The following is a 21623-nucleotide window of genomic DNA, read 5'->3' as shown; positions in this document are numbered from 1 at the left end:
GCGCAACCCCCGCTGATAAGCATCGATGAGCCTGGCTCATACAAGGATGAGATCTTCCGCGTTGTTCTCCGCCCGGCCGCGGCACAGGGTGGATGTCATGTCACAGAGCACACAACTCCCCACACCGCACGAAGCGTTGCCGCGGCAGCGGGGCGGCGGCCTCGCCGTCGTCGCGGTCGCCACCGCCACCTTCTCCGTCGTCACCACGGAGATGCTCCCCGTCGGCCTCCTCACCTCCATCGGTTCGGGCCTGCACGTCTCCGACGGCACCGCGGGCCTCGCCGTCACCCTGCCCGGCCTCGTCGCGGCGCTCGCCGCCCTGCTGCTGCCCGTCGCGGTGCGGCGCGCGGACCGGCGTACGGTCCTGTGCGCCCTGATGGTGCTGCTCGCCGCCGCCAATCTCGCCTCCGCGCTCGCCCCGGCCTTCGGCGTCCTGCTTGTCGCGCGCGTCCTGGTGGGCGTCTGCATCGGCGGCGTGTGGGCCATCGCGGCGGGCCTCGGGGTGCGCCTCGTCCGCGAGGAGGCCGCGGGGCGCGCCACCGCGGTGATCTTCAGCGGGATCGCCGTGGCGTCCGTACTCGGCGTCCCCGCGGGCACGCTCCTCGGTGAACTCGCGGGCTGGCGCTGGGGTTTCGCGGCCCTCGCCGCGCTCGCCCTGGCGGTCGCGGCGCTGCTCGCCGCGGTCCTGCCGGAACTTCCCGCCCGCGAGGGGGTCAGGATCGGCGCCTTCGCGGACCTGCTGCGCATCAGGCGGCTGCGGGCCGGGCTGCTCGCCGTCACGCTCCTGGTCACCGGGCACTTCGCCGCGTACACCTACGTACGTCCCGTCCTGGAGCGGGTGCCCGGCATCGGCGCGGGGATGATCAGCGGACTGCTGCTCGCCTACGGAACGGCCGGCATCGTCGGCAACTTCGCGGGCGGCGCCGTCGCGGCCCGCGATCCGCGCAGGGCGCTGCTGACCATCAGCGCGGGGCTCGGCGCGGTCGTGCTCCTGCTGGTGCCCGCGGGCGGCTCGCTCGCCGCGACGGTGGCGCTGCTCGTCGCGTGGGGCCTGGCGTACGGCGGGGTCTCGGTCTCCGCCCAGAACTGGGTGATGGCCGCCGCGCCGCACGCCCGCGAGGCGGCGTCGGCGCTCTTCGCCGGGGTCTTCAACGTGGCGATCGCGCTGGGCGCGTTCGCCGGCGGCCGGGTCGCGGACAGCCTCGGTGCCGGTGACGTGCTGTGGCTGGGCGGCGGCCTCGCCGCGCTCGCGCTGGCCGCCGTGGCGTACGCGAAAGGGACGGCCACCGTCGCAGAGGTGACCGCCCCCGTCGAACGTACGAACTGATCGTCAGGCCCTTAGCTCCGCCGCGACCAGCTCCGCGATCTGTACGGCGTTCAGCGCCGCGCCCTTGCGGAGGTTGTCGTCGGAGATGAAGAACGCGAGGCCGTTCTCGACCGTCTCGTCGCTCCGGATGCGGCCCACGAAGGAGTCGTCCTTGCCCGCGGCGACCAGCGGGGTCGGCACGTCAGTGACGACGACGCCCTCGGCCGAGGAGAGCAGCTCGGTGGCGCGCTCGGGGCTCAGCGGACGCGCGAAGCGGGCGTTGACCTGGAGGGAGTGGCCGGTGAAGACGGGCACACGCACGCACGTGCCGGAGACCTTCAGCTCCGGGATCTCCAGGATCTTGCGCGATTCGTTGCGCAGCTTCTGCTCCTCGTCGGTCTCGTTCAGACCGTCGTCGACGATGGAGCCCGCCATCGGCAGGACGTTGTACGCGATGGGCGCCACGTACTTGTCCGGCTCGGGGAAGTCGACCGCCGAGCCGTCGTGGGTCAGCTTCGGGGCGTCCTCGCCGACCTTCTTGACCTGCTCGAACAGCTCGTCCACACCGGCCAGGCCGGAACCGGACACCGCCTGGTAGGTGGCGACGACCAGCGCTTGGAGACCGGCCTCCAGGTGCAGCGGCTTGAGGACCGGCATCGCTGCCATCGTCGTGCAGTTCGGGTTGGCGATGATGCCCTTGGGGCGGTCCGCCACCGCGTGCGGGTTCACCTCGGAGACGACGAGGGGCACCTCGGGGTCCATGCGCCAGGCGGAGGAGTTGTCGATCACGACGGCGCCCTGCGAGGCGACCCGCTCGGCGAGCGCCTTGGAGGTGGAGCCGCCGGCCGAGAACAGCACGATGTCCAGGCCCGAGTAGTCGGCTGTGGAGGCGTCCTCGACGGTCACGCCGTCCACCACCGTGCCGGCGCTGCGGGCCGAGGCGAACAGGCGCAGCTCGTCGACGGGGAACTTCCGCTCGACGAGGATCTTGCGCATGACCTTGCCGACCTGACCGGTGGCTCCGACGATTCCGAGCTTCACAGGGACTTCCTCCGTATTGCGTGCGGCCTCGTGACCTCGGCCTGGGGTTGCTCCATGATGCGTCTGTCCAGGCCCGGGTTGTCCAATCCATTGTCCGAGGTGCGGGACGCCACACTCGCCGGGCGCGCGCCCGAACGTTTCGGGCCGCTGTGGCGTCGTAGGGGAAACGTGGGGACGGGAGGGGCACATTGCTGCGCAGGAAAGCGCGCCGCGCGCCACAGTGGCAGGGCGCGGACCCGCTGGACGCGGCCCAGGAGAACCGGGTGCGGGCGGTGCTCGCGCTCGGCGGGGTACCGCACGCCGACCTGCCGGACGGGGTGCAGCAGGTCCGGCTGAAGCTCCTGGAACGGGCCGCGGACGGGCGCGAGGCCCCCCGGGACGTCTCGGCGTGGGCGGCCGTCGTCGCCTCCAACCTCGCCATGGACTGGCACCGGGCCCGGCGCAGGCAGGAGCGGCTCGGCCAGCGGCTCGCCGTGCTGTGGCGGGAGGCGACCGACGAGGACGGCGCGGAGTCGCGGGCGCTGTCGATGGCGGTGGCGCAGGGCCTCGGCGAGCTGCCGGACGCCCAGCGGCAGGTCGTGGTGCTGCGCTTCTACGCCGATCTGCCGGTGCGGGCGATAGCGGACGAGCTGGGCATCCCGGAGGGCACGGTCAAGAGCAGGCTGCACACGGCGGTACGGCTCCTGCGGGCGCGGCTGCACGAAGGGGAGGTGGTGTGACGGTGGCCGGAAAGGACTCGAAGGACTCCACGGGCACGGGCTCGAAGGGCTCGAACGACGTCGACGCGCTGATGGCGGCGATCACGGGCGAGCCCGTGCCGGAGGAAGCGCTGCGCGACCCCGCCTTCGCCGCCGAGCACGCGGCCGCCCTGGCGGACGTGGCCCTGCTGAAGGAGCGGCTCACCGCCGTGGGCGAGACGCTCGCGTCCCCTGCCGCTCCTGCGCAGTCCCCCGGGCCTGCGTCCCGAGCCGCTCCTGCGGGGTCGGCCGGGTCTGCGTCCCCAGACGCTCCCGCGGAGTCGGTCGTTCCGTTCAGGCCCCCGCGCAGGTCCCGCAGCCACGCGGGCACCGCGCTCGGCGCGGTCGCCGCCGCGGTGGCCGCCGCCATGGTCGGCGGACTCGCCTGGCTGGTGGTGGACGCCGGGCCGGGGGAAGGCCGCGACGCGGGCGCGGGCAGCGCGAAGGAGGCGGCGCCCGACGGGAAGAGCAGGCAGGACGGCGACGGCGGGGCGGACGCGGACCTCACCCCCCAGGGCTTCGTGGCGTGCTCGCGGATCATCGTGGAGGGCACGGTCACGGCGGTCGACGCGGTGCCGGGCGCCGCGCGGGACCGCGTCACGCTCGACGTGACCCGCTACTACAAGCCGAGGTCCGGGGACGGCACGCTCACCTTCCCCATGGACCGCGACGTCGACCCGCGCCTGAAGGCGGGCGACCGCGTCCTGATCACCATCCCCCGGGGCGAGGCCCATCCCGACAACTGGGCCACGGGCAAGGACCGCGACAGCCTGCGCCGCATGATCCTCAAGGCCCTGCCGGGTTCGCGGAAGATCCAGTGCGACGGGGGCTCGCGGACGGACCGGTAGAAGCGGGCGGGGGAGCGGGGCCGAGAGAAAGCGGGCGGGCCAGGAGAAAGCGGCGGCCCAAAGAGAAAGCGCCGGACAGGCTCCGCAGAGCCCGTCCGGCGCCCGAAGGGCACACCGTTACGGCGTGACCTTCTCGATCTTCACGCTGCCGTTGCCCGCGACCGTGCCGCCCGCGTTCAGCAGGGACACCTCGCCGAACAGCTCACGGCCCTCGGCGGCCGGCGCCTTCGCCTCGACCGCCGCCTCGACCTGCGCCGAGTCGCCGTTGCCGAGCTTCACGCGCTTGGACTCGTCGACCGTCACCTTGCCGAGCGCGTCCGAGAAGAACACGTCCCGGTAGTCGTAGGCGGTCGAGCCGGTCGGCACCGAGTAGCCCACGACCTCGATCGTGTACGTACCGGCGGCCGGCTTCGTCAGGCTCACGGACTCCTCCGAGTCGCCCGCCGCCGACGAGCCGACGACCGCGCCGTCCTTCTTGACGGTCAGATCCAGGTCGGCGGCGACGTCCGCGGGCGAGCCGATGACGACGTCGAGCCGCTCGGCGCCCGCGGGCACGACCACCGTGCTGGTCTGCGTGGCGCCCTGGGCGATGCTGGGCCGCGCCGACTTCGACGAGCCGAGCGAGCCGCCCTTCAGCTTGCCGTCGACCGCCGCGAAGCGGTTGGTGGCCTTCCAGGCGACGGGCGCCGGGGTGCCGGCCTTCGCCTCGGGGACCGTCTGCACGGCCGGGTCGAAGTCGACGCCGAGCGCGGAGACCTTCAGCTCGTACGGGTTGTCGAGCAGCGGCGACGTGCGGCGCGACTCGACCTCGATCTCCCAGACACCGGCCTGCGGCTCCGCGTACGAACGCAGGTCGGGACGGCAGGTGTTGGCCGGGTTCTCGTAGTTCGCGTAGCAGACGAGCGACGAGGTGGAGTCGACCGGGACACCGTAGGGGTGCACCGCGATGAACCGCGTCTGGCTCTTGCCCTTCAGGCCGCCGAGGGCGACTTCGAGGGACTTGGCGCCCTTGGGCACGGTCACGAAGTACGACTTGGTGCTGTTGCGCTGCACCGAGCCCTCGGCCGCGTGCGTGTACGAGGGCTCGGCGAGCGGCGCCGAGACGACGACCGTCGACATGATCTGCTGGTCGATGCCCTCGGTGCGCTCGTCGTCGACGGTCAGGATCGCGCTGTGCGGACCGGCCGACTTGGCCTTCGCCTGGACCTTGACGGTGACCGGCTTGTTCAGCGGCAGCGTCACGTCACCGTCGCCGAGGAGGCGGAAGGTGCCCTCGTGGTTCTTGACCAGGTCCAGCTCATGGCGGAGGGCGCGGTCCGGGCCCGAGGTGCGGGTGATCGTGACGTCGTACGTCCGCTTCTGGCCGGCCTTCAGGCCGCCCTCACGGTCGTAGATGCCGGTGCCGGGCTTCTTCAGCTCCTGCTCAAGGGCGGTGTCGACCGGGGCCTTCACCGCGTACGTGTGGGCCTTCGCGCCGTCCTCGATGGCGTTCCAGGCGTCGACGACGTCGATCAGGCCGGTGCCCTGCGCGTACGCCTGCTCACCGCGGATGTGGCTCGCGGTGGAGGTGAGGGCGGTGCGCAGCTTCGCCGGGGTCAGGTCGACGCGCTCGCGCTTCGCGGCGGAGAGCAGCAGCGCCGAGGCGCCCGCGGCCTGCGGGGACGCCATCGAGGTGCCCTGGAGCATCGAGTAGCCGGCCGGGAGCTTGTAGCCCGCCTCGGTGACCGGGGAGCCCGGCAGCCAGGTCTGCGTGGTGTTGATGGCCGAGCCGGGCGCCGAGATGATCGGCGCGAAGCCGCCGTCCTCACGCGGGCCGCGCGAGGAGAAGTTCATCATCGCGTACTTCTTCTCCACGACGGAGCCGTAGTTGGCGGCCCACGTCTCCTTGGAGATGGCGGCGCCGACCGAGATGACCTTGTCGGCGAGGCTCGGGTCGCCGATGGTGTTCGCGCCGGGGCCGGAGTTGCCCGCGGAGACCACCAGCTGCACGCCGTACTCGTCGATGAGGCGCGTGTAGAGCTCGGCGCGCGCGTTGTTGCCGTCGTTGAGGGCCGGGAGGCCGCCGATCGACATGTTGACGATGTCGACGCCGCGCTTCGTGACGAGGTCGATCATGCCCTCGGTGAGCGCGACGTTGGTGCAGCCGCCGGTCCAGGTGCAGGCGCGGGACGAGACGAGCTTCGCGCCCGGGGCCGCGCCGTTCATCTTGCCGCCGAAGAGGCCGTTGGCCGCGGTGATGCCCGCGACGTGCGTGCCGTGCTCGGACTCGATGACGCCGATGTTGACGAAGTCGGCGTGTCTGCCGACCCAGTCGCCGCCGTACGGGTCGGTCGGCACGTCCTTGCGGATCTCGACGACGAACGGGACGCGCTCGACGACGTCGGTCGCCGGGTCGTCCTTGCCGAAGTAGGCGACCTGGTGGTCGTCCTTGTACGGCTTCATCGTCTCGTCGTCGGTGAAGTCGTTGTTGTCGTTCAGGTCGACGCGGACCGTGCCGGCCGCCGGGTCGTACAGCATGCCCCAGCTGTCGGTGGTGTCGCCGTCGCGGTTGATGTCGCCCTTGGCGTCGCCGCCGGTGGTGGCCGACTCGCGGAAGCGGTTGACCTGGAAGGAGCCCGCCGGGGCCTTCCACGTCTCGCTGTCCCACGTGAAGACGGGGCCGCTGACGGGGTTGGTCATACGGCGCCAGGTGCCGTCCGCGTCCACGATCGGGTCGGTCGCCGTCACCCAGTCGGTGATCTTGCGCTCGCCGGTGGTGGTCTTCTCCAGCGCCGGGTGGCCGAGGTCGATGCCGGAGTCGAGGATGCCGATGGTGATGCCGCGGCCGTCGGCCTTCGGGTGCTTCTTCACGAAGTCGACGGCGCCCGTCTCGGCGGACGGGTTGTACGGGTTCTTCGCGGGGGTGCTCCTGCCGGGCCCCGGGTAGGTCCCCTCGGCGGCGGGCTCGGCGCCCTTCGCGCGGTCCGCGGCCGGGGTCGGGTCGTCCAGCTCGATCTCGTGGCGCAGATCGATGGCGTGCACGGACGACAGCTTGGCGGCGGACTTGATCGCGGCGTCGGCCCTGCCGGTCGGCACGGTCGCGCGGACGTAGCCGAGCTTGTCGTAGGTGCGGCCCACCGAGCCGCCCTTGACGCCGTCGAGCTGGTCGGCGACCTGCTCGGTGGCGCCGGGCGCGGTGGCGACCATCATCGTGACGGTCTTCTCGCCGTCCGCCTTGGCGTCGGCGAGCAGGTCGGCGTCGGCCGCACCGAGCTTGCCGCCCGCGGACCTGGGCGCCTCGGTCACGTCTACGGGGTCGTCCCCGGTGGCCGCGAGGGCCATGGGTATCCCGGTGGCGGAGAGCGCGGCGGTCAGGCCGACGGCTATCGCGAGGCGGGCCGCGCGTCCTGAGACCGCGGGTCTCGCGCTGGATGTGGATCTGGGCATCGGCATCCCTGTACGTAAGGTCGGGAGGAGGGTTTCGATTCGGTCCGGAATTCGGGACCGGATGACCGCTCAGCCTTACGTAAGTGGTTGCTGTTTGGGGAGAGTTGTCCGCGCCGTCATCGGGCATGGCGCAATTCCGCCATGCGCCATCGGGGACAAGGCGGCGTATAGGGGGACTTGCGCCGGGAACTTTCCGGCCGTCCGGTCGCCGTGCGGACCCGGCCTAGGCCTCGCGCGATCGGGCGTAGTGCCGTGACGCCTTCGCGCGGTTGCCGCAGGCCGCCATGGAGCACCAGCGGCGCGTGCCGTTCCGCGAGGTGTCGAAGAAGTGCAGGATGCACGCGTCGTGGGCGCAGCCGCGGATCCGGTCGGGCGCGGCGGCCAGGAGGTTCAGGTAGTCGCGCGCGGCGAGCCAGGCCGCGCCCCAGGTCGCGTCCGCGAACTCGGCCTCCTCGCCCGGACCCTCGGGGGTCAGCGTCGCGCGGATGCGGCCGTGCCCGAGGACCTGGTCGACGCGGACCGGGCCCGCCGGGTCGCCGGGACGGTCCACGGCCGTGGCCAGCGCGTCGCGGGCGCGCAGCACGTGTTCCAGGGTCGGGCCGTCGGCGGCGAACCGCTCGGCGAGACCGTTCGCCGCGAGCCAGACGGCGAGCCCTTCGGTGCCGGTCAGCAGGTCCTGGCGTACGCCGTCGTGCATCCAGCGGGTGTTGAGCAGGTCCAGGGAGAGGGGCTCGCCGGTGAGCGGGCGGGGGTCGTGTGAGGCGGCGGGCATGGGGTGCTCCCTTCAGTGCTAACCGCTCAAGAGTACGTGACCGGTTGACGTGCGCTGTCTCTAACCTCTAACGTCCTCTTCATTGGTTAGGCCGCGTCGTATGGTGCGGTCGCCCACGACCTAGGGGAGAGTCATGACCGCGTCCACCACCTCCACCGACACCGCTCCGCGCATCGGCCACATCGGCCTGAACGTCACGGACATCGAGCGCTCGCTCGCCTTCTACCGCGGCGTCCTCGGGTACGGAGTCATCGGCGAGGGCAAGGAAGACGGCCGCCGCTTCGCCTTCCTGGGGGACGGCCCGCGGCCGGTCCTCACCCTCTGGCAGCAGGCCGACGCCGCGTACTGCGCCACCGACGCGGGCCTGCACCACCTCGCGATCGAGGTCGACACGATCGAGCGGGTCAGGGGGTACGAGAGCGCGCTGCGGGCCTACGGCGTGGAGTTCGCGTACGAAGGCGTCGTGCCGCACGGCGAGGGCGCGGCGTCCGGCGGCATCTTCTTCCACGACCCGGACGGGACGCGCCTGGAGATCTTCAGCGCGTCCGGCGCGCAGGACGCCACCGCCCCCGTCGAGTCCGCGCCGACCTGCGGCTTCTTCTAGGCCTCCCGGTTTTCGTCCAAGCCTCCCGGTTTTCCTCCAAGCCCTCCAGCTCCTTCCGCACCCTCCGGTTTCCCGAGAAGAAGGGTCACCCCGTGGCTTCGTACGCCCCTGCGAGCCCCTACCACCAGGGCTCGCGCGCCGTGCAGGACAAGGTCGGCGTCCGCGAACTCGCCGATCACGTGGGCCGGTCCATCGGCCAGGGCATCCGCCCCGTCGCCGCGGCCTTCCTGGAGATCCAGCCCATGCTGGTGATCGGCGGCGCCGACCCGGCGGGTGCCGTCTGGGCCTCGCCGCTGACCGGCGATCCCGGTTTCGTACGAGCCACGGGGCCCCGCCAGATCTCGGTCGCGGGCGCCCCGCGCGCCACCGATCCGCTCGCCACCGGCCTCGCCCGCGAGAACACCCCCGTGGGCACCCTCGCGCTCGACCCGCGCACCCGGCGCCGCATGCGCCTGAACGGCAGGTCCCGGCCCACACCCCGCGGCCTCGCGATCGAGGCCGACCAGGTCTTCGCCAACTGCCCGAAGTACCTCCAGAAGCGGACGCTGCACGAGGGGAGAAGGCCGGAGAGCCCCGGCGAGCCGCGGCGCGGCGCCCGCCTCACCGGCGACCAGCGCGCCTTCGTCGCGGCGAGCGACACGTTCTTCCTCGCCACCGTCCACGCGCGCGGCGCCGACGCCGGGCACCGCGGCGGCAACCCCGGCTTCGTACGCGTCACTTCCCCGACCGCACTGGAATGGGACGACTACCCCGGCAACTCCATGTTCCTGTCCCTCGGCAACCTCAACGACGACCCCCGCGCGGGCCTCCTCTTCCTCGACTGGAGAGACGGCACCACCCTCCAGCTCACCGGAACCGCCCGTACCGACCACGCCGACGACGGCTCCCGCACGGTCCGCTTCACCCTCACCGAAGCGGTCGAGACCGGCTCCGCGAGCCCCTGGCGCTGGTCCGACCCGGAGTACTCTCCTGCCAATCCGGCCCATGGGGACTAGCGTCGGTCTGTGCACAAGGAGCTGAGGGTGGCGGCCTACGCCGTATGCGTCCGCGACGGACAGGTGCTGCTCGCCCGCTGGGTGGCGGGCGACGGCAGCAAACGCTGGACGCTGCCCGGGGGCGGCATGGACCACGGCGAGGACCCCTACGACACCGTGATCCGCGAGGCCGACGAGGAGACCGGGTACGTCGTCGAACCGGTGACCCTCCTCGGCGTCGACTCGCTGCGCCGCCGCTACCCGCGCAGGCTCGGCGCCGTCGCCGACTTCCACGGGCTGCGCATCCTGTACGAGGGGCGGGTCACCGGCGGCGAACTGCGCCACGAGACCGACGGCTCCACGGACCTCGCGGCCTGGCATCCCCTGGAGTCCGTGCCGGACCTCGACCGCGTCGGGCTCGTCGACATCGGCCTCGAACTGTGGCGCACCCGCCCCGCCGACGGCCGCGGCCGAGCCCTCGGCGCGGCGCACTGACCCGCGCCCCCGCGTCGTCGTCCCCCCGCCCTCAACGTCGTCGTCCCCGCCTTCCCTTCCCCGGAAGATGAACACGGAGTGACCGCCTCCTCTCCGTGCGGGGAGAGGTGCGTGACCACGCAGGGTGCCCAGTGTTACACGTACGGCGATCGGCGCCGCCCGTTGCGGTCTCGTTCACACACAGGTCACCCCCGATGCCAACGATCCAGTACGAGCGGGAAATTCGCGGGCCGCACCGGCCCCGGAGCCCGCGACCACTGCCGACGCGTTCGCACTCGGGGAGACCGCGCCATGCCGCGCACACGCTCTGTCGCCACCGCAACCGCCACGGCCGCCGCGGGCCTCGCCTCGGCCACGGCCGGCGCCGCCGGCCGCCTCGACCGCCGCGCCCTCCTCGCCGCCACCGGCGCGGTCACCCTCTCCGCCGGGATCGGCTACGCGCTCGGCCCCGGCGCGGGCTCCGGCAACGCCGCACCCGGCGCACCCGCCGAGCACGCCACCGTGCCCCGCTCCCGGCGGGCACCCGCCGCGCCCCTCATGCCGTACAAGAGCGGCACCACCCTGCTCACCGTCGCCGCCCCGCGCGGCACCTCCGGCTACCGGCGGCTCGGCGACGGGCCCGCCTGGCGGCGCGTGGTGCGCGGCGACCTCGCGGCGGCGAAGCCGGGGCGCGAGGGGCGCCGGACCGCGCTCGCCGCGTTCGTGCAATTCACCGACCTGCACCTCGTCGACGTACAACACCCCCTGCGCTACGAGTATCTGCGCGCGCGGACCGCGAGCGCCTGGCGGCCGCACGAGTCCCTCTCGGTGGCCGGCGCGGTCTCCCTCGTCGAGCGCGTCAACGCCCTGCGCGGCGCGCCCGCCACCGGCGCCCCGCTGCACTGCGTCGTGACGACCGGCGACAACACCGACAACAACTCCCGCGCCGAACTCGACTGGTACCTCAAGGTGATGAGCGGTGGCCGCATCACCCCCAACACCGGCGACCCGCGCCGCTACGAAGGCGTGCAGGACAGCGGCCTCAAGCTGTACTGGCATCCGGACGACGCCCTGCGCGACGCCGACAAGACGCTCGGCTTCCCGCGCCTGCACGGCTTCCTCGACGCCGCGATCCGCGAGGTCAACAGCCCCGGCCTCGGCCTGCCCTGGTACTCCACGGTCGGCAACCACGACGCGCTGCCCGGCGGCTGCTGGGCACCCAAGGACTCGTACCTCACCGAATTCGCGGTCGGGGGACGGAAACTGTTGTCCCTCGACGAGACGCGGGGCGCCGCCCTGTGGAAGGCCGTCAAGAAGGGGCGCGACCCCAAGGGCGCCCGTTTCAAGGAGCTTCTGAAGAGCGAGGCCCGGCGCATGCGGTCCATCACGCCGGACGAATCGCGGGCGCCCTTCACCCCCGCCGAGTACGTCCGCGCGCACCTGGACCCCGCCCACGCGGGCCGCGGCCCCGTCGGCCACGGCTACACCCAGGAGAACCTCGCGTCCGCCACCCAGTACTACTCCTTCCGCATCAGCGACGACGTGCTCGGCATCAGCCTCGACAGCACCGATCCCGGTGGCCACTACGAAGGCTCGCTCGGCACCGCACAGCTGCGCTGGCTGGAGCGCGAGCTGACCGCCAACGAGCGGCGCGGCGGCGGACCTTCGTACGTCGTCGTCTTCAGCCACCACACCAGCAGGACCATGCGCAACCTCCGCCACGACCCGGCACGCCCCGGCGAGGCCCGGCACGGCGGCGAGGAGATACGCGCCCTGCTCGGCCGCCACCGCTCCGTCCTGGCCTGGGTCAACGGCCACAGCCACAAGAACGCGATCACCCCGCACCGCACCCCGCACGGCGCGTTCTGGGAGGTCTCCACCGCCTCGCACATCGACTTCCCGCAGCTCGCGCGGGTCGTGGAGCTCACCGACAACCACGACGGCACGATCTCCCTCTTCACCACGCTCATCGAATCCGCCGCCCCCCACCGCACGGATTTCGCCGATCTCTCGCAGACCGGTCTGGCCGCGCTCTACCGCGAGCTGTCCTTCAACGCCCCGGGCGCGAAGCCCGCGTTGGGCGGCGACGCGGGCGACCGGAACACGGAGCTGGTGCTGCGCAAGGGCTGAGACGGTGCCGCGCAAGGTCTGAGCCGGTGCCACGGAAGGCTGAATACCGCTCAACCACGCCGTGCCGCTCAACCTTCGCACCGGCCCACCGGTCCCCTTGGCCGACAGCAGGTGTGGCCGGAAGGGGCAGCTCATGGCAGTACTGAAGGTGCGGGCAGGTGTGGCGGCGGTGGTGGCCGCGACGGTGGCGGCGGGGGCGTTCGCGGCGCCCGCGCTCGCCGCGACGCCCGGACACGGGGACCGGCACCGCGCGACCCAGCGCGCGATGGAGGCCGCCCTCAACGAGGATGCCCCCGGCGTGACCGCACAGGTCAGGGACCGGCACGGCCCCTGGAACGCCGCCGCGGGCATCGGCGACCTGGAGCGGAACAGCCCGCGCGGCGCCCACGACCGCTACCGCGTCGGCAGCCTCACCAAGACCTTCGTCGCGACGGTCCTCCTCCAGCTGGAGGCCGAGGGCAGACTCGACCTCGACGACACGGTCGGGAAGTGGCTGCCGGGCGTCGTCGAGGGGAACGGCCACGACGGCGACCGCGTCACGGTCCGCCAACTCCTCAACCACACCAGCGGCGTCTTCAACGTGACAGCCGACGACGGCTTCCGGCAGAAGGTCTTCAGCGAGGAGTTCCTCACCCACCGCTACGACACCTGGACGCCCCGGCAGCAGGTCGCGATCGCCATGCGCCACCGACCGGACTTCGCGCCCGGCACCGGCTGGAAATACTCCAACACCAATTACGTCCTCGCCGGAATGATCATCGAGAGGGTGACCGGTGTGCCGTACGGGCAGGAGATCAGGGAGCGCGTCATCAAACCGCTCGGCCTGCGCGCCACGTCAGTGCCCGGCACCAAGTCGTCCATGCCGCGCCCCGGTTCGCGCGCCTACAGCAAGCTCTCCGACGCCCCCGGCGCCAAGAACCACGACGTGACGGAGTTCAATCCGTCCGTGGCCGGCGCGGCAGGCGAGATGATCTCCGATTCGGCGGACCTGAACCGCTTCTACACCGCGCTGCTGCGCGGCAAGCTCCTGCCCGAGCGGCAGCTCGCCGCGATGAAGACCACCGTGCCGAAGGGCGACAACCGGCCGGGCCAGCGGTACGGCCTCGGCCTTGAGCCCTTCGCCACCACCTGCGGCACGGTCGTCTGGGGCCACGGCGGCGACATCCACGGCTCGGCGTCCGCGGCGGGGACGACGGCGGACGGCCGCCATGCGCTGGCGCTCAACTTCAACGGGCCCGGCGGAGACCGCAACGCGGTCATGGAGGCGGAGTTCTGCGGGCGGGGTCAGGGCGGACGGTAGTAGGGCGGGCGGTGACAGGGGCGGGCCGGTAACCGGGTGGGCCGGTATCGGGGTGGGCCGGTATCGGGGTGGGCCGGTATCCGGGTGGGGTCGGGGCGGGTGCGCTATCGCGGCAGCACGGTGACATACGCCGACGGGTCGCGGTCGTCCGACGCCATCAGCGCGGTCCGTACGACGGCGGCCTGCTGCTCCGCCGCGTCCCGGAGCTTCCTCGGAGTGATGTGTACGACGGTGATGCCGAGCCGCTCCAAGAGCGCACGCTTGCGGGCGTGCTCGGACCACACGGCGTCGTCGTCCGGCCGCAGCCCTTGGCGGGGCGCGCGGGTGTCGAGCTCCACGGCGACGGCCTGGTCGGGCCAGTAGGCGTCGACGCCGCCGAGGTGCGGGCCGCCGGGCAGCCGCAGATCCACGTTCCACAGCGGGTCCGGCAGGCCGTGCTCGGCGACCAGCCGGTACAGCCGGTCCTCCGCGATGGCCCGCCCCTCGGCGAGCAGCGAGTCCACGGCATCCATGACGTGCGGCAGGGTCAGCAGCCCGGCGTTGCTCAACTCCCGCACCACCGCCGGGGGATCGCAGTGGCCGCCGCGCACCGCCTCGGTGAGCAGCCGGCGCACGGCGCCCGCCTCGGTGAGCTGCGCCACGGCGTCGGCGAGGGCGCGGGGCACGGGCGTCACCGGAACGCCCGTGACCTGCTGGGGAGTCGGCAGTGTGGTATCGCGCACCAGCCGCACGAACCCCGCGGACCGCAGGCGGCGGGTACGGGGCACCAGGACGTCGATGCGGTCCAGGGAGAGCAGCGGGGGAGCGGACGCGAAACGGTGCAGGGTGAGTGCCGCGAGGCCCGTGATGATCGCGTCGGCGTACGTGGCGTGCGGCTCGCCCGCGCCGGGCTGCGCGGGCACGGCACGGGCCTCGCGGGCCGGCGGGCGCCCCGCGTACAGCAGGGCGCCGTGCAGCCGCTCCTCGCTGGTCGGCGGGCCGGGGTGCAGCAGGCACACGCCCGGCAGCAGCTGCTGCCAGGGGCCGCCGGGCCGGCAGTGCGCGCCGGCGTCGGCGGAGGAGACGCCGTGCTCGCGGAGCTGGGCCGTGTTCAGGACGCGTGGCTGGACGTCGGCGAGGTGCTGGAGGGGGAGGGGGGAGAGTGGGATGTCGTGGTTCATGCCCCGGTCGTTCCCTGCCCCGCGCTGTCTCCTAACCGCTGTTACACACCCGTCGACAAACCTGGACAACCTCGCCCTAAAGCAAGGGCGTTCGACTGCCGAGGATCTTCCCTTGTCGCGGGGCGTCGAGGCCTGGTCTCTCTTTCACCCCGCCGCGGTGCCTGTCCCACCCACCCGCCCGTTGCTCCGCGTTGGGTCGTCCAGGGCGTGTGCTGGGGTGGTTGTTTTCGGCTTCGCGCCGTGGCGTGCCTGTCCCGCCGCTTCGCGGCGGATGTCTCCCACCCACCCGCCCGTCGCTCCGTGTTGAGTTGTCCAGGGCGTGTGCTGCGGGTGGGATGTTCCCCCCCGGGCCACCCCGCGATGCGGGGTAAACGGGTGGGTGGGTGGGACGGATCCGCCGCGAAGCGGCGGGGCAGTGCGGAGACGACGGGAAGCCGAAGAGCAGAGCCAGGGGGGGGCGGCGCCGGCGCGGGTGGCGGATGAGCAGAGTCAGGGGGGCGGCGCCGAGGCACGTGGCCGAAGAGCAGAGCCAGGGGGGAGCGGCGCCGAGGCAGGTGGCGGATGAGCGGAGTCAGGGGGGGCGGCGCCGACGCGGGTGGCGGGAGAGACCGTCCCCCCGGCCGGCCTAGGCCCCCGCGTCGCAGCCCTGCGCCCGCAACGCCCGCGCGAGGTCGTCGCGGGCCTCCAGGACCAGGCGCCGCAGGGCCGGCGCGGCGGACGCGTGTGCCGTGAGCCACTCGTCCGCCGCCGCCAGCGTGCCCTCGTCACCCTGGAGACGCGGGAACAGGCCCCGCACCACGTCCATGCCGATCTGGATGGACCGCTCCGCCCACACCCGCTCGATCGCGTCGAAGTACTTGGAGACGTACGGCGCCGCGAGCTCCCGCTGCGACGGCTGCGCGAACCCCGCGATCGTCGCCTCCACCAGCGCGTTGGACAGCGCGTCCGACTCCACCACGGAGGCCCACGCCTGCGCCTTGACCGCCGCCGAGGGCCGCGCGGCCAGGCACCGCACCTGGTGCCGCTTGCCCGAAGCCGTGTCGTCCCGGGCCAGCTCCGCCGCGAGGGCGCTCTCGTCGGCGACGCCGTGCGCGGCCAGCGGGCCGAGCAGCGCCCAGCGCAGCTCCTGGTCGACGTCCAGGCCATCGATCTTCGCCGTACCGGCAAGCAGGCCCTGGAGCAGCTGGAGATCGGCCGCCGACGACGCCACCGCCGCGAAGAACCGCGCCCACGTCAGCTGGTCCTGGCTGCCCGGCTCGGCGATCCGCAGCTCGCGCAGCGCCCCCTCGGCGAGCGCCCGGCCGCCTTCCTCGCGCCAGTCGGACGCGGCGTAGTGCGTGAGGGCGGAGTGGGTCCACGTGTGCAGCATCTGCAGCACGCCGATGTCGCTCTCGCGCCCGGCGAAGTCCAGCACGAGCCCGATGAAGTCACGCGCGGGCATCAGCGCGTCCCGTGTGAGGTTCCACAGCGCCGACCAGCACAGGGCGCGGGCGAGCGGGTCGGTGATGTCGCCGAGGTGCTCCCGCAGTGTCACGAGGGAGTTCTCGTCGAAGCGGATCTTGCAGTAGGTCAGGTCGTCGTCGTTGACCAGGACCAGTTCGGGCGCCGCCTCGCCGGCCAGCTCGGTCACGACCGTGCGCGGCCCGTCGACGTCGATCTCCGCGCGGGCGTACCGCTCAAGGGCGCCCTCGGCCGACCTGCGGTACAGGCCCACCGCCACGCGGTGCGGCCGCAGTTCGGGGTGTGACTCGGCGGCCTCCTGGAGCACGGAGAGTTCGGTGATCCGGCCCTCCGCGTTGAGGATTACCTGCGGGGTCAGAGAGTTGACGCCCGCCGTCTGCAGCCAGGACCGCGACCAGGACGCCATGTCGCGCCCGGACGTCTCCTCCAGGACCGACAGGAGGTCACCGAGGACCGTGTTGTCGTACGCGTGGCGCTTGAAGTAGCGCCGGGCGCCCTCCAGGAACGCCTCACGTCCGACGTAGGCGACGAGCTGCTTGAGGACCGAGGCGCCCTTGGCGTACGTGATTCCGTCGAAGTTGAGCTTGGCGTCCTCCAGGTCGCGGATGTCGGCCGTGACGGGGTGCGTGGAGGGCAGCTGGTCGGCGCGGTAGGCCCAGGACTTGCGGTTGTTGGCGAAGGTGATCCAGCCATTGGTGAAGCGGGTCGCCTCGACCATCGAGAAGGAGCCCATGAAGTCGGCGAAGGACTCCTTGAGCCACAGGTCGTCCCACCACCGCATGGTGACGAGGTCCCCGAACCACATGTGGGCCATCTCGTGGAGGATCACGTTGGCCCGGCGCTCGTACGACGCCTGGGTCACCTTGCCGCGGAAGATGAACTCCTCGCGGAACGTCACCAGGCCCGGGTTCTCCATCGCGCCCAGGTTGTACTCCGGCACGAAGGCCTGGTCGTACTTCCCGAAGGGGTAGGGGTAGTCGAAGTTGTCGTGGAAGAAGTCCAGGCCCTGCTTGGTCACCAGGAAGACGTCGTCGGCGTCGAAGTGCGGGGCGAGGCCCTTGCGGCACATCGCGCCGAGCGGGATCTCCAGGCGCGTACCGTCGTCGAGGACGCGCTCGTAGGAGTCGGTCACATAGTGGTAGGGGCCGGCCACGACCGCCGTGATGTAGGTGGAGATCGGCTTGGTCTCGGCGAACCTCCAGACGCCGTCCGTCAGTTCACCGACGCCGTTCGACCACGCCGTCCAGCCCTCGGGGGCCCGCACCGTGAAGCGGTAGGGGGCCTTCAGGTCCGGCTGTTCGAAGTTGGCGAAGACGCGGCGGGCGTCCGCCGGTTCGTACTGCGTGTAGAGGTAGACCTCGCCGTCCTCGGGGTCGACGAAGCGGTGCATGCCCTCACCGGTGCGGCTGTAGGCGCACTGGGCGTCCACCACCAGTTCGTTCTCCTCGGACAGGTCCTCCAGCGTGATCCGGGTGCCGTCGAAGACGGCGGCCGGGTCCAGGTCCTTGCCGTTGAGGGAGAGGGCCGTGACGCTCGGTGCGACCAGGTCCGCGAAGCTCGCGGCGCCCGGCTCGGCGCGGAAGCGGATCGTGGTCACCGAGCGGAACGTGCGCGGCTCCTGACCGCCCTCGCCGACCGCCGAGCGCAGGTCCAGAAAGACCTCGTAGCCATCGACGGAGAGCAGCGCGGCCCTCTCCTGGGCCTCGTCGCGGGACAGATTCTCACCGGGCACGGGCGGCACTCCCTTGTGGCTCGCATGACTCGTATGAACGCGCACGACTCTGATTCGCCTGACTCGTACGAATGTCTACGATCCTCGCATGTGCCGTCGGCCGCCGACATCCGGGAATGCCCTGGCAGACCCCCGACGTTCCCCTGGCCAGGCGCCGAACACATTCCCTAGGAGAGACATGTCCGAGAACAACGGCAAGACCCCGGTCGACTTCTGGTTCGACCCGCTGTGCCCCTGGGCGTGGATGACGTCGCGCTGGATGCTCGAAGTGGAGAAGGTCCGCGACGTCGAGGTCCGCTGGCACGTGATGAGCCTCGCCGTCCTGAACGAGGACAAGCTCGACGAGCTGCCCGAGGAGTACCGCGAGATGCTCGCGACCCAGGCCTGGGGCCCGGTGCGCGTCGTCATCGCCGCCCAGCAGAAGCACGGCGAGGAGATCACCGGGAAGCTCTACACCGCGCTCGGCACCCGCTTCCACAACCGTGGCGAGGGCGCCACCCGTGAGGCCGTCATCGGCGCCCTGGAGGACGTCGGCCTGCCCGCCGACCTCGCGGAGTACATGGACTCCGACGCTTACGACACCGAGCTGCGCGCCTCCCACAAGGAGGGCATCGACAAGGTCGGCCAGGACGTCGGCACGCCCGTCATCGCCGTGCCCGGCGCCGACGGCGAGCAGATCGCCTTCTTCGGGCCGGTCGTCACCCCCGCCCCCAAGGGCGAGGCCGCCGCGCGGCTCTGGGACGGCACACTGCTCGTCGCCTCGACACCGGGCTTCTACGAGATCAAGCGGACCCGGACGCAGGGCCCGGTCTTCGACTGACGTAAGCCCGGAGAGCCCTGGAGGGGGCTAGCCGAAGGTCTCCTCCGGCAGGCGGAAGCCCTTGCTCTGCACGTGGTACGGCTGGACCCACAGGCAGCCGGGATTGGTGCAGCGCCAGAAGCCGCGGGCCCGCGCCCGGCCCTCGATCCGGGCGATGTGGTCCTCCTCGGCGGGGGTGACCTTGCGGAAGAGGTGCAGTTGTCGGCACGTGGGGCAGTGCTTCTCGTCCACCATGCCTGCCACGGTCCTCCGGAATCCCGGCAACCGAAAGGCCCCCGTGAGTCACGTCCTCACGGGGGCCTTTCCTTTATCCGCCCGCCCCGGCGAAAGTTGAGAAGACGATCACGAGGCGGGACGTTTCATGGGGTCATGGGGCGGGTCGCCTCACGGGGCCAGGAGCAGGGCGTTCACCCGCTGCTTGGCCGCCTCGTAACGCTTGGCGACGTCCTGCCAGTTGACGACCTGCCACATGGCCTCGATGAAGTCGACCTTCTGGTTCTTGTACTGCAGGTAGAAGGCGTGCTCCCAGGCGTCGAAGACCAGAACCGGCGTGGAGCCCTGGCCGACGTTGCCCTGGTGGTCGTAGACCTGCTCGACGATGAGGCGGCCGCTGAGCGGCTCGTAGGCGAGGACGCCCCAGCCCGAGCCCTGCGTCGTCGCGGAGGCCTTGGTCAGCTGGGCCTTGAACTTGGCGAAGGAACCGAAGGACTCGGTGATCGCGTCCGCCAGCTCGCCGACACCGTCGGCGGCCAGCGGCTCGCCGCCGCCACCGTCCTTGGGGCTGTTCATGTTGTGCCAGTAGATGCTGTGCAGGATGTGGCCGGAGAGGTGGAAGGCCAGGTTCTTCTCCAGGCCGTTGATGGCGCCCCACGTCTCCTTGTCGCGCGCCTCCTCCAGCTGCTCAAGGGTGTCGTTCGCACCCTTCACGTACGCCGCGTGGTGCTTGTCGTGGTGCAGCTCGATGATCTGCGGGTTGATGACCGGTTCGAGCGCCGCGTAGTCGTACGGAAGTTCAGGAAGCGTGTAAATGGCCATGTCCGAGCCCTCCGACTGCTGCTTCTTGCTGCTTCTTACTTCTTATTGCAATTGATGCGCAAGTGCAGGCTAGCAGCAGCAGTCCTTCGAAGTTGATCAGCCCTTTGTCCTAGGACCACCGGTTACGCCAGGCGCCTGACACCGGGTACGCCGAAGGGGCCCGGGGTCGATGACGACCCCGGGCCCCTTCGTGTACGGGAGTGCCTTACTCCGCGGCCGTCACGGCCGCCGCCCGCTTCTGAGCCACCCTCTGGCGCACGAACCCGACCACCGCGAGACACAGCGTCAGCGTCCCCGTGGCCAGGAGCTGCTTGCGCGTGTCGGGCTGTTCGGTCATCAGGTAGAAGATGTACGCCATCGCGGCCAGCGCCACCCAGGTGAGGAAGGGGTACGCCCACATCCGCACGACCAGCTTCTGCGGCTCCTCGCGCTCCGTCCTGCGGCGCAGGATCAGCTGCGAGACGGCGATGAAGATCCAGACGACCAGGATCATCGCGCCGATCATGTTCAGGAGCCACGGGAAGACGTCGTCCGGGCGCCAGTAGCTGAGCAGGACGCAGACGAAGCCGAAGACCGAGGAGGCGAGCACCGCGAGGCGCGGCACGCCGCCCGAGACCTTGCCGAGCGCCCGCGGGCCCTGGCCGCGCGCGATCAGGGAGTACGACATGCGCGAGGCGCCGTAGATGTTGGCGTTCATCGCGGAGAGCAGGGCGATCAGGACGATGACGTTCATGATCTGGCCGGCGCCGGGGATGCCGAGGTGGTCCAGCGTGGCGACGTAGGGGCCCTTGGCGACGACTTCCTTGTTGTCCCACGGCAGCAGCGTGACGACGACGAGCATGGAGCCGACGTAGAAGAGGGCGATGCGCCACATCGCCGTACGCACGGCCTTGGCGACGCTCTGGACCGGGTTCTTGGACTCGGCGGCCGCGATCGTGACGGTCTCCAGACCGCCGTACGCGAAGACGGAGGCGAGCAGGCCGATGATCAGGCCGTCCGTGCCGTTCGGCATGAAGCCGCCCTCGCCGGTGAGGTTCCCGGTGCCGGGGGCGGAGACGTCCGAGCCGGGCAGGATGCCGAGGATCGCGAGGACGCCGATGCCGAGGAAGAGCGTGATCGCGCCGACCTTGAGCGCGGCGAACCAGAACTCGAACTCGCCGAAGTTCTTCACGGCCGTCAGGTTCGCGCCGCAGAACACCAGCATGAACAGGGCGACCCAGGCCCACTCCGGGCTGTCGGGGTACCAGCCCACCATGATCTTCGCGGCGCCGATGCCCTCAAGGCCGACGGCGACGCAGAGCAGGAACCAGAAGCCCCAGCCCGCCGTGAAGCCCGCCCAGGGGCCGATGGCCCGCTCGGCGTGGACCGAGAAGGAACCGGAGGCCGGGTTGGCCGCCGACATCTCGCCCAGCATGCGCATCACGAGCATGACGAGAGCGCCGGATATCGCGTACGCGAGGACGATCGAGGGCCCCGCCGCGGCGATGCCCGCTCCGGAGCCCACGAAGAGGCCGGCGCCGATCACACCGCCCAGGGCGATCATGGAGAGGTGCCGCTGCTTGAGGCCGTGGACGAGCGGGGAGTCGACCGCGTGTGCCGAGCCGGGGGCCGCGTCGGGCGCCGAGCCGGGTGCTTCGTCGGGTGCTGCGTCCTGGGGAGTGGACGTCCGAGACATGGGCGTGCCCTGTTCAGTAGCCGAGACGGGGGAGCGAGCGGGCCCACAGTCTGAAGTCCGGTACCGGTGACAGGGAATGGCTGACCGCTATACGGACACGACGCTTACACATGGTGAAGAGATGAACA

General features: G+C 71.7%; 17 protein-coding genes. 9 read left to right on the top strand and 8 right to left on the bottom strand.

Going from position 1 to position 21623, the window contains the following annotated elements; all coding sequences use genetic code 11:
* The first annotated feature begins 97 nt into the window (after nt 1–97).
* Entirely contained in the window at nt 98–1327 is a 1230-nt protein-coding gene (locus ACWDZ7_RS07720) for an MFS transporter (RefSeq protein ID WP_451795695.1), read from the top strand.
* 3 nt (nt 1328–1330) lie between these two features.
* Here the strand turns inward: ACWDZ7_RS07720 and ACWDZ7_RS07715 are convergent, their stop codons facing one another.
* Nucleotides 1331–2347 carry an aspartate-semialdehyde dehydrogenase gene (locus ACWDZ7_RS07715; protein ID WP_451795693.1) on the bottom strand — a complete coding sequence of 339 codons (1017 nt, stop codon included), beginning with the start codon at nt 2345–2347 and terminating at the stop codon, nt 1331–1333.
* A 188-nt stretch (nt 2348–2535) separates the two neighbouring features.
* Here ACWDZ7_RS07715 and ACWDZ7_RS07710 point away from each other — a divergent pair, with 188 nt between their 5' ends.
* Together ACWDZ7_RS07710 and ACWDZ7_RS07705 are read left to right on the top strand one after the other, a co-directional pair.
* On the top strand, nt 2536–3066 hold the full coding sequence (locus tag ACWDZ7_RS07710; RefSeq protein ID WP_451795691.1) for an RNA polymerase sigma factor: 531 nt from the start codon (nt 2536–2538) through the stop codon (nt 3064–3066).
* Complete coding sequence (locus tag ACWDZ7_RS07705) at nt 3063–3932, top strand: hypothetical protein (RefSeq protein ID WP_451795689.1); 870 nt, start codon at nt 3063–3065, stop codon at nt 3930–3932. The genes ACWDZ7_RS07710 and ACWDZ7_RS07705 overlap by 4 nt, the downstream gene beginning before the upstream one ends.
* Nucleotides 3933–4049: 117 nt before the next feature.
* On the opposite strand, the gene ACWDZ7_RS07700 is transcribed toward ACWDZ7_RS07705, so the two are convergent.
* Together ACWDZ7_RS07700 and ACWDZ7_RS07695 are read right to left on the bottom strand one after the other, a co-directional pair.
* Entirely contained in the window at nt 4050–7358 is a 3309-nt protein-coding gene (locus ACWDZ7_RS07700; protein ID WP_451795687.1) for a S8 family serine peptidase, read from the bottom strand.
* A gap of 223 nt (nt 7359–7581) precedes the next feature.
* Nucleotides 7582–8130 carry a CGNR zinc finger domain-containing protein gene (locus ACWDZ7_RS07695; protein ID WP_451795685.1) on the bottom strand — a complete coding sequence of 183 codons (549 nt, stop codon included), beginning with the start codon at nt 8128–8130 and terminating at the stop codon, nt 7582–7584.
* A gap of 133 nt (nt 8131–8263) precedes the next feature.
* On the opposite strand from ACWDZ7_RS07695, the gene ACWDZ7_RS07690 reads away from it, so the two are divergent.
* The 5 genes from ACWDZ7_RS07690 (at nt 8264) to ACWDZ7_RS07670 (ending at nt 13612) form a co-directional block, all read left to right on the top strand.
* Entirely contained in the window at nt 8264–8734 is a 471-nt protein-coding gene (locus tag ACWDZ7_RS07690; RefSeq protein WP_451795683.1) for a VOC family protein, read from the top strand.
* A 92-nt stretch (nt 8735–8826) separates the two neighbouring features.
* Nucleotides 8827–9729, top strand: a complete 903-nt coding sequence (locus tag ACWDZ7_RS07685; protein ID WP_451795681.1) for a pyridoxamine 5'-phosphate oxidase family protein — start codon at nt 8827–8829, stop codon at nt 9727–9729.
* 9 nt (nt 9730–9738) lie between these two features.
* Nucleotides 9739–10203 carry an NUDIX hydrolase gene (locus ACWDZ7_RS07680; RefSeq protein ID WP_451795679.1) on the top strand — a complete coding sequence of 155 codons (465 nt, stop codon included), beginning with the start codon at nt 9739–9741 and terminating at the stop codon, nt 10201–10203.
* Between the two features lie 291 nt (nt 10204–10494).
* Nucleotides 10495–12312 carry a TIGR03767 family metallophosphoesterase gene (locus ACWDZ7_RS07675; RefSeq protein WP_451795677.1) on the top strand — a complete coding sequence of 606 codons (1818 nt, stop codon included), beginning with the start codon at nt 10495–10497 and terminating at the stop codon, nt 12310–12312.
* Between the two features lie 133 nt (nt 12313–12445).
* Nucleotides 12446–13612, top strand: a complete 1167-nt coding sequence (locus ACWDZ7_RS07670) for a serine hydrolase domain-containing protein (protein WP_451795675.1) — start codon at nt 12446–12448, stop codon at nt 13610–13612.
* 104 nt (nt 13613–13716) lie between these two features.
* On the opposite strand, the gene ACWDZ7_RS07665 is transcribed toward ACWDZ7_RS07670, so the two are convergent.
* On the bottom strand, nt 13717–14772 hold the full coding sequence (locus ACWDZ7_RS07665) for a hypothetical protein (protein ID WP_451795673.1): 1056 nt from the start codon (nt 14770–14772) through the stop codon (nt 13717–13719).
* 625 nt (nt 14773–15397) lie between these two features.
* Complete coding sequence (pepN, locus tag ACWDZ7_RS07660; protein WP_451795671.1) at nt 15398–17965, bottom strand: aminopeptidase N; 2568 nt, start codon at nt 17963–17965, stop codon at nt 15398–15400.
* A gap of 178 nt (nt 17966–18143) precedes the next feature.
* Here pepN and ACWDZ7_RS07655 point away from each other — a divergent pair, with 178 nt between their 5' ends.
* Nucleotides 18144–18785 carry a mycothiol-dependent nitroreductase Rv2466c family protein gene (locus tag ACWDZ7_RS07655; RefSeq protein ID WP_451795669.1) on the top strand — a complete coding sequence of 214 codons (642 nt, stop codon included), beginning with the start codon at nt 18144–18146 and terminating at the stop codon, nt 18783–18785.
* 27 nt (nt 18786–18812) lie between these two features.
* Here the strand turns inward: ACWDZ7_RS07655 and ACWDZ7_RS07650 are convergent, their stop codons facing one another.
* The 3 genes from ACWDZ7_RS07650 to ACWDZ7_RS07640 form a co-directional block, all read right to left on the bottom strand.
* Nucleotides 18813–19019, bottom strand: a complete 207-nt coding sequence (locus ACWDZ7_RS07650; RefSeq protein WP_451795667.1) for a hypothetical protein — start codon at nt 19017–19019, stop codon at nt 18813–18815.
* A 150-nt stretch (nt 19020–19169) separates the two neighbouring features.
* Nucleotides 19170–19820: a superoxide dismutase gene (locus tag ACWDZ7_RS07645; protein WP_451795665.1), complete on the bottom strand. Its 651-nt coding sequence runs from the start codon at nt 19818–19820 to the stop codon at nt 19170–19172.
* A 205-nt stretch (nt 19821–20025) separates the two neighbouring features.
* On the bottom strand, nt 20026–21495 hold the full coding sequence (locus ACWDZ7_RS07640) for an amino acid permease (protein WP_451795663.1): 1470 nt from the start codon (nt 21493–21495) through the stop codon (nt 20026–20028).
* Between the last annotated feature and the right edge of the window lie 128 nt (nt 21496–21623).

Source organism: Streptomyces sp. NPDC003032 (genome assembly GCF_053591415.1).
Note: the sequence above shows the minus strand (reverse complement) of the source record. Positions and strands in the feature narration are given on the sequence as shown.

What these genes read in the sequence shown, in the direction of transcription:
- ACWDZ7_RS07720 (WP_451795695.1), top strand. Translation starts at nt 98, where the DNA reads ATGTCACAGAGCACACAACTCCCCACACCGCACGAAGCGTTGCCGCGG.
- ACWDZ7_RS07700 (WP_451795687.1), bottom strand. Translation starts at nt 7,358, where the DNA reads ATGCCCAGATCCACATCCAGCGCGAGACCCGCGGTCTCAGGACGCGCG.
- ACWDZ7_RS07695 (WP_451795685.1), bottom strand. Translation starts at nt 8,130, where the DNA reads ATGCCCGCCGCCTCACACGACCCCCGCCCGCTCACCGGCGAGCCCCTC.
- ACWDZ7_RS07690 (WP_451795683.1), top strand. Translation starts at nt 8,264, where the DNA reads ATGACCGCGTCCACCACCTCCACCGACACCGCTCCGCGCATCGGCCAC.
- ACWDZ7_RS07675 (WP_451795677.1), top strand. Translation starts at nt 10,495, where the DNA reads ATGCCGCGCACACGCTCTGTCGCCACCGCAACCGCCACGGCCGCCGCG.
- ACWDZ7_RS07670 (WP_451795675.1), top strand. Translation starts at nt 12,446, where the DNA reads ATGGCAGTACTGAAGGTGCGGGCAGGTGTGGCGGCGGTGGTGGCCGCG.
- ACWDZ7_RS07665 (WP_451795673.1), bottom strand. Translation starts at nt 14,772, where the DNA reads ATGAACCACGACATCCCACTCTCCCCCCTCCCCCTCCAGCACCTCGCC.
- ACWDZ7_RS07655 (WP_451795669.1), top strand. Translation starts at nt 18,144, where the DNA reads ATGTCCGAGAACAACGGCAAGACCCCGGTCGACTTCTGGTTCGACCCG.
- ACWDZ7_RS07650 (WP_451795667.1), bottom strand. Translation starts at nt 19,019, where the DNA reads ATGGTGGACGAGAAGCACTGCCCCACGTGCCGACAACTGCACCTCTTC.
- ACWDZ7_RS07645 (WP_451795665.1), bottom strand. Translation starts at nt 19,820, where the DNA reads ATGGCCATTTACACGCTTCCTGAACTTCCGTACGACTACGCGGCGCTC.
- ACWDZ7_RS07640 (WP_451795663.1), bottom strand. Translation starts at nt 21,495, where the DNA reads ATGTCTCGGACGTCCACTCCCCAGGACGCAGCACCCGACGAAGCACCC.